The sequence below is a fragment of the Holdemania sp. Marseille-P2844 genome, from assembly GCF_900120005.1.
Classification (GTDB): domain Bacteria; phylum Bacillota_I; class Bacilli_A; order Erysipelotrichales; family Erysipelotrichaceae; genus Holdemania.
In genome coordinates, this window is the sequence record NZ_LT635450.1 from 344,545 (window position 1) to 357,691 (window position 13,147).

Below are 13,147 nucleotides of genomic sequence, written 5' to 3' on the forward strand. Positions count from 1 at the left end.
TTGCTTTCATTTATTTGTTTTCGATCCTTGTCAATTCATAAGTGCCGCCGATGGTTCCTTCGCCGCCTACAAGGGTCATTTTGTCATCATCAACCGTAAAAGTATAACTGCCGTCGTGGACGGATTCGTTTTCATAGTCGATGTGGATCTGATCTTTTTCAATCGTATAGGTAAACACATAGGACGTACCCGGCAAAATCATCATGCCGCTTCCGTCATCGTAAAACTCATAAAAGGTCGTGCCATCCACATCCCATTTTCCAATAATGGAATTCGAAGCGCCGGAACAGCCCTTACAAATCAGCACGATAATAAGGATCAGTATAGCCAGCGCAATAGCGGCGAGGATACCTCGCTGCATCATAATCTGGCGGTGGCGTTTTTTCTTTCTGCGCAGTCTTTCCGCATTGCTGAGATATCGTCCACCATTTGACCTCTGCGACGGATAGGTACGTTCTGCGGGCTGGTTGTTTTGCTCGTTCATATAATCTCTCCAAACTTATACCCACCATAAAGGGCGGTGGCGGAATTGACCGTCACCGCCCTTCGTTTAAAGGTGTGGTATCAATTTACTTTACGGAAAATTTCTTTTTTCCGAATACAGTTGTTGCTACTACGCCTGCACCGCTGATGAACAGCAGAGCGATCCAAAGGAACATATTGCTGTTATCACCAGTCTGCGGAGATTTGGTATCATCAGTCAGTTTGGCAATCACGGTTGCGGCCTTTGTGATTTCATTCTTTGCATCCGCATCCGAGAAATACTTGCCGCAGTCCTCGCAATACCAATACTCAATATTTCCCTCCGCGTTTTTCGTCGCCGCCTTCGCTTTGATGTGCTTGAGGTCGGTATGGTTGTTGGCGTTGATCTCACCATAGGCTGTACCGCAAACCTCACACTTTGCTTTTTCGGTACAGGTAGCCGTACCGCCAGTATGTCCGTCATTGACAGTCACGGTCATTTCAGCCTTGTTTCCTGCCTTGTCGGTTACAACAATGGTCTGTTTGCCATCAGCCGGCGAAAGAGTAAATTTCCCGTCCGTGAGGGTAACAGCCGTTCCGTCCATGGTGACGCTGTCAACATACTTTTCATCAATCGTAACCGTCTGCGCTTCACAATAGGTCTTGCCGTCTATAATGCCGGAAATCAAAGGATCAACATTATCCAGCACAACGCCGTTGGAATTGATATAGCAGATGTTACCGGAGCTATCGGTCAGCTTTGCGTAGATCACATATTCGTTATTCGGTTCAATGTAAAACGCACCCGTGTATGCAGTAAATACGCTGGCGTTCAGTTCGTCAACGGTAAGCTCCTTGTCGCTTAACAAATAGGTAATGGTAACATTATCACCGCTGTTGTCGCTTGCCGTGATCGTCACTTTCTGTGTATCCTTAAAGAACAAGCCAAAGGTAATGTTGTTAAAGAACGTATTCCATTTGCTTTTGTCAACCGTAATTTCGCCTGTCGGGCAGGTAACATCTTTCCACTTTGCGTAGAGCGTCAGGCTCTCGGTGACGGTGGTGGTGAAGTCATACTCTGTGGTGCAACCCGCTTCAGTGTACCAGCCGCCAAAGGTGTAGCCCTCGTAGGTGGGAGCGGTGGGTTCGGTTACCGTGCCGCCGTGGCTGACAGTCTGGCTGTCCACCTTGCTTCCGCCCTGGCTGTCAAAGGTGACCGTGTAAGTATTCAGCGTCCACTTTGCGTAGAGCGTCAGGCTCTCGGTGACGGTGGTGGTGAAGTCATACTCTGTGGTGCAACCCGCTTCAGTGTACCAGCCGCCAAAGGTGTAGCCCTCGTAGGTGGGAGCGGTGGGTTCGGTTACCGTGCCGCCGTGGCTGACAGTCTGGCTGTCTACCTTGCTTCCGCCCTGGCTGTCAAAGGTGACCGTGTAAGTATTCAGCGTCCACTTTGCGTAGAGCGTCAGGCTCTCGGTGACGGCGGTGGTGAAGTCATACTCTGTGGTGCAACCCGCTTCAGTGTACCAGCCGCCAAAGGTGTAGCCCTCGTAGGTGGGAGCAGTGGGTTCGGTTACCGTGCCGCCGTGGCTGACAGTCTGGCTGTCTACCTTGCTTCCGCCCTGGCTGTCAAAGGTGACCGTGTAAGTATTCAGCGTCAGCGCAGGCGTGCCAAGTTCACAGGTTATCTGGAGCTGAATCGGCACACTATCTCTGGTTGCAATCGTACAATCTTCCGGCGTCTTGCCGTTCATGGTGACAGCCGGCGCCAGCTCCAGACCTTTGTTGTCCAGACACAGCCAGAGTGTATACTGCGTGCCGGCCTGAAACACTTCGGTTTCACCCATGGGGCGCCACTGGTAGCCCTCTATATAAAAAACATATTTTGACCAGCCAATATCCTGAATATCGTCGGCGCTGAATTCGACGCCCGGTATCGTGGATTCAAAGCTGTAGGTGATGTCGTTCGGCGTATTGCCCACCTCGAAGCCGTCGACCGTGACGGCGAGGGCCGGCGCCACCGGCGTGCCGAATTCACAATCCATCATGATACTCCGATCGCCCGTGTTGAACCCGCAAGACTCCGGTGTTTTGCCGTTTATCGTGACAGCCGGCAGTTCAGAAAGACCCTTGTCTTTCAGTTCGAGTACGAGCTGATAGCGCGTGCCTGCCTCGAACCACTCATCGTCATAAATAATACTTTCCCACCCGCCGATTTCTTCGACGTATTTGTTCCAAGCAATCAACGCCACATCGTCTTTGCCGAAGGTGACGCCCGGGATCGTGGATTCGAAGCTGTAGGTGCAGTCGGCCGGCGTTTTGCCCACCTCGAAGCCGTTGACCGTGATGGCGAGGCCGCCCGTTTCGCCGGCGGATAAAGGCTTATACGTTGCAGTCACACTTACCGGCCCTGCAGGCATGGTAAAGGTGGTCGTTGCACTGTTTGCGTCTGCAAGGGTAACATTGCTGCCACTCTCTACAATCCACTTATCAAATACCATGGCGTCAGAAGGGTCCATACCGTCAGGAGGCGAATCTGCGGTCAGGGTAACCCTTGTACCCTCTGCTGCTTCGCTGATTTCAGTGCCGCATGCGGTTGCTTTACCGTTTGTTACGGTAATGCCGCTTTCCGGTAATTCAAGAGAGCGTTGAAGTTCTGTCAAATCGCTGTAGTTTACCACGCCGTCTCCATTAAAATCTGCGACAACGAGTTGTTCATTGATGAAACTTTCAAGACCTTCAAGATAATTTTGAAGGAGGATGGCGTCTCTTTTCGTAACTGATCCGTCTCCGTTTATATCGCCTACTATGGTATCGAGCGGCACATCCGCAAAAGCCGTCACCGGGCAGAGCATCAGCACCATGCAAAGGGTAAGCAGGATGCTCAAAATTCGTTTTTTCATGTTTGCTCCTCACTTTCTCCCGCATCCTCCGTGCGGTTTGTTTTTTTCTTTTTGAGCCGGATGCAGATCACGGTCAGCGTCACGCCTACCACAAAGGCGGCGATGCCGACCACGATGTACGCGCCCGCATCCTCCCGCAGCAGCACCGAGCCGTAGCCCTCCGCCACAGCGGAGACGCCCGGCGCCTGTACGCCTTGCAGGAGAACGCTGATACCGGCAAGGAGAAACAGGCCAAACACTGTAAGAGAAAAAAGCTCACGGTTTTCACGCCGCCGCCTGTACCGCCGCGTCCTGCGGCGGATCTCCCGCACCCGGATTTCCGTCCTACCGGTCATAATCAAAACCTCCTTTCGCGTTTTGTCATCGGGGCGTCTTTTGCACCCCTCTACTATCCTAAATACAAAAAATCAGAAATCCTCTCACCCAAAATCAAAATTTTTTCAAAAAAATTTTCAAAAAAATTGGAGCCGCCCCGATTTGGGACGGCTCCATGCGCCAGTCAGCGTATTATTTCAAATGAATATTCAGGTTTGGCAAGGACCGCTTTACCACGAACAGACAGGCGATCAGCAGCGACGGGAACAGGTAGCCCGTCATGTTCCACGGGCTGTCCGCCGTAATGAGCAGGTTATAGATGGCGTGAAAGCCGGTGCAGGCTCCGAGGATGCCCGCCGTGCCGGTCAGCGCCAGCCAGCGGCGTCGGAACACATAGGAAATACCAAAGCCCGTCAAAATCCCACAGAGGATGTGAATCGCACCGGCGGAGATCCCGCGAATGAGCAGAAAGGTAAAGTCCTCCGCACCGTTCTCCGTCAGGTAACACACGTTTTCAAAGGTGGCAAAGCCCACGGCAATAGCGATGGCCGCAGACGGCAGCTCTTTTGGCTCCGGCTCGAAGATCAGAAAGTAGAACAGCAGCGGCAGCAGCTTCATCACTTCCTCGCAGACCGGCGTGATCTCAATGGCGGCAACTGTGGTATCCACGCCGTAATACCCCATGAAAAAGCTGCTGACGTAGGCACCCAGCAGACAAACGCCCATGCCGACGGTGAGAAACAGCGTAAAGCTGCGGGCGCGGCCTTTCGTGAAGAACAGGGACAAAATCAGCGGAATGGCAAGACAGATAAAGATATTTTCGATATAGGTCATTTCTCCGCCACCTCCCGCAAATTAAGGATCAGCAGCGCCACAAGGGAGAGCGTCAGCATAATGTCCACGGCGAAGTAGAGATTGAACCTTGTAAAATCCTCCATGAACGCAGACACAAAAAAGAGGCCCACCTGCAGCGCGGTGCAGACGGCAAAGCAGACATCTGTCCGCCGGTGCGCCGTACCTCTTTGCAGCCGGAACAGGGACAGATACGCAACTGCACTCACCGGAACCGCGAACAGCCCCGACACCAGATAGGACGCCATGAACCGGAAGGCCAGGATAGACGCCGCAATCAGACCCGCACATACAGCGGGGACGGGCAAAACGCAAAGTTTCATGCCCTCCGTCCGCATAATTTGGAGCGAAAGAAAGAAAAACCACGATGCGATCCATGATATTTCCGCCACATAGAACACACGCGGAGTGTCGCCGGTGATAGCGAGGTGCAGCACATAATACAGCGTTCCCATGAAAAAGCAGGCATAAGCAAGGGCGAGGATCAGGCAGCGGCGGTCTTTGTACCGGAACAGGTGAACCACAGCCACCAGCACGGCGCAGGCCAGGACCGCCACCTGAAAAAGATTGTCAATGATTTCAAAGTTCATCGTCCCTGTCCTCCCGCTGCCTGCGTTCCTTCCTGCGGCGCAGACGGTACAAAAGCACCGTCACGCACACGCCCAGCAAAAAGGCCAGAAGTCCCATCAGGATATAGCCCAGCGCCGCATGGCTTCCCACAAGGCTTGCCGCGCCCGAAGCATGGCTTACGCCGCTTTCGGAGACACCCGCCATCAGGCCGGGCATCCACGCGCCAATGCCGACCACCAGCAGCAGACAGGCCGCTATGCAGGCCGCGTCCAGCCGACGCTGTTTCTTTTTCTGGTTTTCCCGCTTTATTTCTGCCGTCCGTTTGTGAATCAGACGGGTCCGTTCCTCATTCGTCCGCATAGGTAAATCCCTCCTGCTCTAAAATCGTTTTGAGGCTTTGCTTCCCCCGATAAACCAGATTGGAAATCTGCTTCTCGGTCTGCGCCATAACCGCCGCCGCGTCCCGGTAGCTCATATTCTCAAAGTAGACAAGGTACAGGGCTTCCCGGTACTCTGCCTTCAGCTTCTCCATTGCGGCGTAAAGCTGCCGGTCACGCTCGCTGCGAATAAGCTCCGTATCGGCCAGCGTGTCGCTTTTGGGTTCAAAGGTCAGCTCGTCGAAGCGCAGGAAGCGGATGCGGTGTTTCTGCTTGTGCCGCAGGGCAAGGTTGCGGGCGGTTTTATATAAATACGCCTTAAAGCTGCCCTCATCCTTAATCGGGCGTTCCTTTGCAAAGAGCTGGGAAAAGGCTTCGATCATCAAGTCCTCGGCCTCGTGAATGTCTTTCAGATAGCCGTTTATGTAGAGCGTCAGCGCATCGCCGTACTTTTCAACCAGCGTGTCGGCGGCCTTGTCCTCGCCGTCCAGATAACGCCGGTATAATATTTCATCGGAAATCATGTCTGCCGCCTCCCTCCGCGTTTTTCTATGCGCGGGTCAGCCGGCTTTTTGGCGTCCTCCGGGATTGCCCAGGATCGTCCAAAGCGGGACGCGCCGGGGATGCGTCCCTGTGCCACATATTGATTGACACGGCGCTCCGATATACCCCATTTGTAGGAAGTTTCCCGTATGGAGAGATAACCTTTCATACGCTCTCCTTTCTAATCGACACAATAATACAAAATATATTATATACGAATATCCGTAGATTTGCAAGAGATTCAGGAAAATATGTAGGCAGCCTCATACGAGGCTACCTATTTTAATAGGCCGGGATACCGTAGCCGAGAATTTCATAATAGCCGAGAGGATAATCCCGCCTGTTGCAGCTATCGCTCGTGTTACCCTCAATGGTATAAACTCTGCCATTCTCTACTTTCTCAACGATACCCACATGGTCGGAAAGTCCGTCCTGCGGACCGGAGGAACCATCAGGATTGTCCCAATCGAAGAAGATAATCATGCCCGGTGTAGGCTGTGCGCTGTTGTCTGCCCATTGCCCACGATCTTTGAACCACTGTACGCCGTTGACACAACCGGCGAATTTCGGGATAATGCCGTTTTCGATATAGCCGCACTCGTTGGCACACCACGATACGAAGCAGGCGCACCATTCCACACGGCTTCCAAAGCCATACCATGACCAATAAGGCTCACCGCCAACATTACCGATCTGCGACATGGCAACGGCGACAATGGCATCATCTGTTGCACCGATCCCATACAAAGCAGCCGCCCACAGGGAATTGTTTTCATCGGATAACAGTTCCGTAAGCTGCGCCCTCTGGTCATCATTAAAACCGAAGTGGTCTGCCATTTCATCGGCAGTCTTGTGACTGACTGTGATATACAGATAGGTTTGGGTCACGGTGGTTTCCGTTTCCACGATATTTCCGTTGCCGTCATCCGTTTCTGTAATGACAGTTTCCGTCTTGCTTTCCGTCCGGGAAGATATGGCGTTCATCTGCCAGAATATATCCTTTAGGATCGCTTTCTTGGATTCATCCATAGACGCCACATCCTGGGCATTGTCCGGGTCGGTGGTGGTCTTAACGGCATAGACTGCCAGCACCTCCGGCCATACCGCACGGGAGCCGGACATTTCCAATACATCGTAACTGATATTCGCCTTTGTGGTGTCGATCTGACTTTGATAATCGTCATTGATCTCCTGTACCACGGTCTGCATGGTCATCCCGGAGCCGGTATCCTCACCGGAAAAGAAGATACCGAAGCAGGAGCCGACGATCAGTGCAATCAGACAGATAACAACGATAATAACCACAGCTACCCAGCCTCCTGCAGCAATAGCGGCAACCAATGCTTTCACACCGGCAATAATCGCTTTCACGGCTGCAACTGTTGCTTTCGCCACGGCCTTGGCAGCTACAACCGCTGCCTTTGCCGCCGCCCGTGCAGCCTGCGCCGCAGCTCTGGCGGCTTTAGCCGTTGCCTGTGCGGTTTTCTGCGCCGTTTTCGCTGTAGCCTGTGCCGTCTTAACAGTGGTCTTTGCTGTCTGTTCTGCGGTCTTTATGGTTTTCTGTGTTGCTTTTACAGAACCCTTTGCCGTCTTGACCGTAGCCTTGCCAGTAGATTTCGCGGTCTGCTTTACAGTCTTTTTTCCACGCTCCACAGTTTTGACCGTCTTATCCGCAGAATGGGATACACGCTGCCCGGTACGCTGGGCACCTTTTTTCTGCATCTGCTTTTCAGCCTGTTTCTGTGCCTGCTGCTTTGCCGCTTGTTGTGGCGTTTTGGGTTCGGATGGGGTCTTTTTCTTTTGCTGAACATAGTCCCGTGCCTTGGAGATGTTTTCCTTGGTGGTTTCCAAACCCTTGCGCCCCTGCTTATCAAATTGGTGGACAGCTTCATAGGTGACAGCTTCGGTAGCACCCGTCATGCGGTCAGCGGCATATTCATCCGGGTTGTTTTCCGCAGAATATACGCCATGCTCCGCCTTGTCCTTGGTACGCACATAGGCATCCTTCATGCGCTCTCCGGCAACCGCCGCTTTGTCTATGGTTTTAATGGTGCCTTTGACAACATCCCTTGTTTTAATATCAGCCATCGGACACCACCTCCCCATCGGGAGGCAGGATCAGCTTTGCCACAACGACCATTCTGCCATTGGTACGGCTGTACTCGCAGGTGGAGAGTGTGATCAGCCTGTCGCCGTACTCGGCAGATACCCCGGTATCATACAGGGACAATTCCTTGCACCCGGCAATATAGGCATCAAACGCCGCTTCATCCTCCGCATCTATAAAGTGGTAATACTTAAAGCCCTCGACGGCAGTAGCCACGGTCTTGAATACAGCTATGATCTCATACTTACCAAAAGCAGACAGCGTATCAAAACGGATGGTTTTGTGCTGCTCATAGAAATCCCTGCTTTTGTATTGGTTCAGGTCGGCAAACATGGAGCCGTTCTTCATGTTGTGTCCGTAAATAATAAGGTTGTCGGAGTTGTCAATATCACATTCCTCCTGCACATACGGCACACCGTAGTCACTGTAATTCTTATCAAAGCCGTGCTTCAGATAAAAGTCGGGATTGTCCGGGGTCTGCATGACGGGATAATCAATGCTTGTTCCCTCAATGCTGATCCAGCCGATAAAATCATTATTCTGCTCATATACTGCACCGTACTTGTCATAGGGCGTAGGCTGCGGGGCTGTTTCCGGCTCATCCGTTCCCGGTAGCGTTTTGCTTGGCTCCGTCTGTCCGGTTTCATCGGTCTGCACGGCAACTTCTGTGTTCAAAAGGGCGGAAACACTTTCAAAGGCTTCTTTGCTTTCCTGCTCCGCCGCATAATGGCGGTACACCATCACGCCGGAGAACAGAAAGAGGACGGCGAAGATCACCGTCCCGGTTATCAAAAATATACGCTTCATGGCAGTAACCTCCATATCATCCCTGGGTGAATACACCCTCGCCGGGTTTTGTGGTAATCAGTTCGTAGAGCTTCGTATCCCTTGGGAATTTATTGATGAACGGCACAAGGGCACTGCCGTAACGCATCAGTCCGCAACCGGCATCTGCATTTGTAACATAGCTCATCTGCTCCGGGGAAATATTGAGAAGCTGGGCCAGCTTTTCACGGTCAGAAGCCGCCTGACTGAGCATTACAATAAATTCACTATTGGACAGCATGGTGCTGGCCTGCACGGAGTCCAGAAGATACTCCACATTCTGCGTGATGGCGCAGGGGTAAGCATTACGCTTTCTGAACTGTCGCCATGCAGAGGTAAAGAAGTTTCCGCTGTACTCGTTTTCATAGACAATATGAAATTCATCCACGAAAATGTGGGTACGCTTTCCACGCTTCCAGTTCAGTGTAACACGGTTAAGCATGGCATCCGTAATCGTCAGCAGACCCGCAGGCTTTAACTGTGCGCCGAGATCGTGAATATCATAGGAAATAATGCGGTTGTTGGTGTCCACATTGGTTTCATGGGCAAAGATGTCAAGGGAACCGGAGGTAAACAGCTCCATAGCAAGGGCAAGGTCACGGGCTTCCGGCTCCGGCTGTTGCAACAGCTTTTCACGGAGGGTACAAAGGGTCGGCACCTTGCCGGTCTTTTCCTGCTCCCGGTACACCTCTGCGGTACAGCGGTCAATGATGGATTTCTGATGTGCGCCCACGCCGTTTTTGTCGATCTGCTCGATCAGCGACATGATAAACTGCGACTTTTCCACGATGGGGTTATTGTCGCCATAGCCCTCCACCATTTCCATAGCGTTCACACGATCTTTGCCGCCTGCGGCAATACGCACCACGGAACCACGCAAGGCACGGACAAGGGGCGAATATTCGCCCTCCGGGTCACAGATCAGAATATCCTCATCCGGGCAGGACAGCGCCAGAAAGATGATAAGCAGCTTCGCAAAGAAAGATTTGCCTGCGCCCGGAACGCCCAGCAGGAACATGGACTGATTCAAGAGGTTGGCAAGGTTGCAAAGGATCAGATTGTGGGAAATGGCGTTTTCCCCAAAGTAAATGCCGCCCACTTCCTGTATCTCCTGAACCTTAAAGGGCATGAACACCGCAAGACTTTCCGTGGTAAGGGTACGCAGGGCGTTGATCTTTCTCACACCGATAGGCAGTGCCGTGTTAAGTGCATCAAGCTGCTGATACTTCATCGTGGCAAGCTGGCACAGGTGCTTTCTTGCCGTGGACAACAGGATCTCCGTGTCGGAGTCAAGCTGTTCCTTGGTATCCGCCACATGAACCATGGTAATGACGGCAAACATCATGCGCTGGTCACGGCTGGTAAGGTCATTGAGAAATTCCTTGGTTTCTCTGCGCTGCAATTCCATATCGTAGGGAACCACAGCAGAGAAATTGTTGTTGGCGTTCTGCCTGCGCTGCCAGTTGGTAATGTTGGTTTCAATGCCCAGCATACGGTTTTCCACTTCACGCACCGCTTCATCCGTGGATACCGGGATGATGTCAATGGAAAGCATCATATTCCGGTTCAGATCGGTCAGCTCCGTTACCATGTCATCCTTAATATAGGAAGCATAGTCTTTCAGGAAAATGACACGGGCGAATTTGTCGCCCAGCTTGATATAATCTGCGTGTTTTTCCAAGCTGTCCGGGCAGATATAGTCACGGAAGTCGTGACCTTTACGCATCATGTCACGGGCATCAAAATGGAACGAGGTTTCTTCTCCGCTGCGGTAGAAGTCATGCAGGATACGCAGCTTTTCCGTTGCGTCCAGAGGCACACACTTGGAGCCGAGGGCGGTAAAATGGGCGGTAAGGTCTGCGCCCACACGGGCAAAGTACGCCCTTGCTTCCTCCACATTCTTCTTGTGGATGGAAATGGTGATATATTTCTCCTGCATGATGCCGTTTGCGCCGGTGGCTTTATCAAGGAGCATCTGGTTATACTCACGGCGGTATTCGTCCAGTTCATCCCCGGCCATGGGCAGGAGGATGGCTTCCTCAAAGTCCTTGCGGTTCATACGGCGGTTGTTAATGGTGATCTTGGTGGTGGCACCGCAATCCAAACTGTTCAGCAGTTCGGAGTAGGTCAGAAACATGGCTTCCTTATCCTCACGGGATGCCACAAAATAATTGATGTCGGTAAATCTGAAGGTCTTGGCAAATTTATTTCCGACTATAAAAATACCGTCCTTCCAGATGCGGCGAATGGGTATCACATCCTGCACCTTGCGAGGGACGGTATATTTTTCTTTATCCAGCTTGAAAAGTTTACTGAGTGCTTTCATCCGGGTTACGCCTCCTTTTCATGTTTTGCGATACAGTCCTTTAGGGCTTCGTAGTAATAATCGGTAGGCTCAAAGCGGATTTCCCGTGGCTCGATCATCTCCGAGCGCAGCCATGCCCACAAAAACTGTTCGGCGGTCATGCCGTGGTAAGTGATAAAGCCCATAGCGGCAAAGGGAGCCGCACCGAGAATACACATCCAGGATACGGTTTCCGTTCCCACATAGGGCTTCATTACAAAGTAAAGCAGCACGGCAACGCCCACTGCCAACAGCGAAAAAATGAACTGCCGCATGGACAGTCCAAAGAACATGGATTCCGTATAGTTACGGATCTCACGATTGATTTTCACTTCCATCTATATCTCACCCCTCTTTCACATCGCCGGTGGAGATATAGACGATACTGCTCTTGGGAACATAGGCAAAGCCCACAATGGGATCGCCAAATTCCAGAATTTCATTGGGTTCTGCATTTTTGTATCTGCCGATCAGTCCATTTTCCATAGGCAGGTCATAATCTTCGGACACCTCAATCATTGAGCCATCCAGCAAATGAAGTAAATACATCTGATAGCACATAATTTCTTGCTCCTTTCATCGGTTATAAGCCCATCATTTCACGCACAACACGGTCAGCCATTTTCACAGCACCGACCAAGACGAGCATATTGAAAACCAATTCTCCGATATAGCTCCAGACCATCGACACTGCTGCGGCATTGGGATCGACCACAGGAGGCGATGCGGCAAACAGGGAGAAAATAATACAGCCCAGCACGATAATTGCGCCCTCCAGACAGACGGCGGCGTAAGACTTGATAAAGGCCACGCCTACGCTCTGCGTCGGTTCGCCTGCAAAGGTCGCCAGCGGCACCGGGGATATGGCGGTATAAAGGTACAGCTTAAAAAATCTGCCGTACACGGTCATAATCATAATAAAGGACAATACCGTGACAAACAGACCGCCGATCAGCGTGACCGCCCATAGCGGGATGCTTTCAAAAAAGCCGCAGTCCTCAACAGCGGTTACGATCTCCGAGGGGAGAACGGTCTGCTGTGCTGTACCAAAGCCTGCGGCGGTCATAATGGTGGAAATAAGCCCCTGCACGATACTGAATAATGCCAGCATCAGCTCCATGCCGTAAGTGACAACGCCTTTTGCCATCGCAAAGCGGATAAACAGCTTTAATGCCGTTTCCGGGCGTTTGGTTTCGGCAAAGGAACCGCAGGTGCGCATCACACCCACCACAAAGAACAGCACAAGCAGGGCAAGGCCGATTGCCTGTACTGCGCCGTTGATGTTGACAATAACATTCCAGATCGTGCCGCCCTTAAACTGCTGGGGAGACTGCGTGATGAGCGTCCATATTTCCGCCAGCTTCTCATTCCATGTTTCCAGAGCGTTCTCAAGGTTTTGTACGACCCAGTTATCTGACATTTCGGGTTCCTCCTTTCAGCGAAATAGCGGCAGGACGGTTGCCCGTCCCGCCGCACACCGCATAGATTAGCCAGTAATGAGGGTCAGAATTTCCTTGGCGAAGGTGATAACGATACCACCTGCAAGGGTCAGGAAGCCGTTGGAACGCTGAGAAGGGTCATGGGACTGGAGGGAAAGACCCACCTGCACAATACCCCAGCCGAGCAGGATCAGACCTACAGCACGGATCAGTCCAAAGATGAAGTCGGACAGGTTGTTGACAACGGTAAGAGGGTCGGTGCCTGCGGCAAAGGCCGTCATGGACATACCCATTACAAGGGTCAGTGCCAGCACGGTCATCACATAAAAACGGAAGCCCTTTTTTACCTTTCCGGGCATAGGCAGCTTGTTGGTGTTCTTGGTGTTGTTCAGTTTCTTCATGGTAATTTACCT

General features: G+C 51.9%; 14 protein-coding genes. All 14 read right to left on the minus strand.

From position 1 onward, the window contains the following. Nucleotides 1-10: 10 nt before the first annotated feature. Complete coding sequence (locus BQ7364_RS06280; protein WP_072683915.1) at nucleotides 11-484, minus strand: DUF5640 domain-containing protein; 474 nt, start codon at nucleotides 482-484, stop codon at nucleotides 11-13. Between the two features lie 85 nt (nucleotides 485-569). Beyond that, nucleotides 570-3,362 (minus strand): InlB B-repeat-containing protein, encoded by a 2,793-nt coding sequence (locus tag BQ7364_RS06285; RefSeq protein WP_072683916.1) that lies wholly within the window; start codon nucleotides 3,360-3,362, stop codon nucleotides 570-572. Beyond that, complete coding sequence (locus BQ7364_RS06290; protein ID WP_072683917.1) at nucleotides 3,359-3,697, minus strand: hypothetical protein; 339 nt, start codon at nucleotides 3,695-3,697, stop codon at nucleotides 3,359-3,361. The genes BQ7364_RS06285 and BQ7364_RS06290 overlap by 4 nt, the downstream gene beginning before the upstream one ends. A gap of 172 nt (nucleotides 3,698-3,869) precedes the next feature. Continuing rightward, nucleotides 3,870-4,511 carry a PrsW family glutamic-type intramembrane protease gene (locus tag BQ7364_RS06295; RefSeq protein ID WP_072683918.1) on the minus strand — a complete coding sequence of 214 codons (642 nt, stop codon included), beginning with the start codon at nucleotides 4,509-4,511 and terminating at the stop codon, nucleotides 3,870-3,872. Further along, nucleotides 4,508-5,119, minus strand: a complete 612-nt coding sequence (locus BQ7364_RS06300; RefSeq protein ID WP_072683919.1) for a hypothetical protein — start codon at nucleotides 5,117-5,119, stop codon at nucleotides 4,508-4,510. Before BQ7364_RS06300 ends, BQ7364_RS06295 begins: the two co-directional genes overlap by 4 nt. Then, nucleotides 5,109-5,459: a hypothetical protein gene (locus tag BQ7364_RS06305; protein ID WP_072683920.1), complete on the minus strand. Its 351-nt coding sequence runs from the start codon at nucleotides 5,457-5,459 to the stop codon at nucleotides 5,109-5,111. Before BQ7364_RS06305 ends, BQ7364_RS06300 begins: the two co-directional genes overlap by 11 nt. Further along, on the minus strand, nucleotides 5,446-6,000 hold the full coding sequence (locus BQ7364_RS06310; RefSeq protein WP_072683921.1) for an RNA polymerase sigma factor: 555 nt from the start codon (nucleotides 5,998-6,000) through the stop codon (nucleotides 5,446-5,448). Before BQ7364_RS06310 ends, BQ7364_RS06305 begins: the two co-directional genes overlap by 14 nt. A gap of 301 nt (nucleotides 6,001-6,301) precedes the next feature. Further along, nucleotides 6,302-8,107, minus strand: coding sequence for a CHAP domain-containing protein (locus BQ7364_RS06320; RefSeq protein WP_072683923.1), 1,806 nt, complete (start codon nucleotides 8,105-8,107; stop codon nucleotides 6,302-6,304). Further along, nucleotides 8,100-8,933 carry a class B sortase gene (locus BQ7364_RS06325; protein WP_072683924.1) on the minus strand — a complete coding sequence of 278 codons (834 nt, stop codon included), beginning with the start codon at nucleotides 8,931-8,933 and terminating at the stop codon, nucleotides 8,100-8,102. The genes BQ7364_RS06320 and BQ7364_RS06325 overlap by 8 nt, the downstream gene beginning before the upstream one ends. A gap of 16 nt (nucleotides 8,934-8,949) precedes the next feature. Continuing rightward, nucleotides 8,950-11,277: a VirB4-like conjugal transfer ATPase, CD1110 family gene (locus tag BQ7364_RS06330; RefSeq protein WP_072683925.1), complete on the minus strand. Its 2,328-nt coding sequence runs from the start codon at nucleotides 11,275-11,277 to the stop codon at nucleotides 8,950-8,952. Nucleotides 11,278-11,282: 5 nt separating this feature from the next. Beyond that, nucleotides 11,283-11,633: a PrgI family protein gene (locus BQ7364_RS06335; RefSeq protein ID WP_072683926.1), complete on the minus strand. Its 351-nt coding sequence runs from the start codon at nucleotides 11,631-11,633 to the stop codon at nucleotides 11,283-11,285. Between the two features lie 7 nt (nucleotides 11,634-11,640). Beyond that, nucleotides 11,641-11,856: a hypothetical protein gene (locus BQ7364_RS06340; protein WP_072683927.1), complete on the minus strand. Its 216-nt coding sequence runs from the start codon at nucleotides 11,854-11,856 to the stop codon at nucleotides 11,641-11,643. Nucleotides 11,857-11,878: 22 nt separating this feature from the next. Next, nucleotides 11,879-12,715, minus strand: coding sequence for a VirB6/TrbL-like conjugal transfer protein, CD1112 family (locus tag BQ7364_RS06345; RefSeq protein ID WP_072683928.1), 837 nt, complete (start codon nucleotides 12,713-12,715; stop codon nucleotides 11,879-11,881). Between the two features lie 66 nt (nucleotides 12,716-12,781). Further along, a complete protein-coding gene (locus tag BQ7364_RS06350) occupies nucleotides 12,782-13,135 on the minus strand; it encodes a glutamyl-tRNA amidotransferase (RefSeq protein WP_083538468.1) in 354 nt (117 codons plus the stop codon). Between the last annotated feature and the right edge of the window lie 12 nt (nucleotides 13,136-13,147).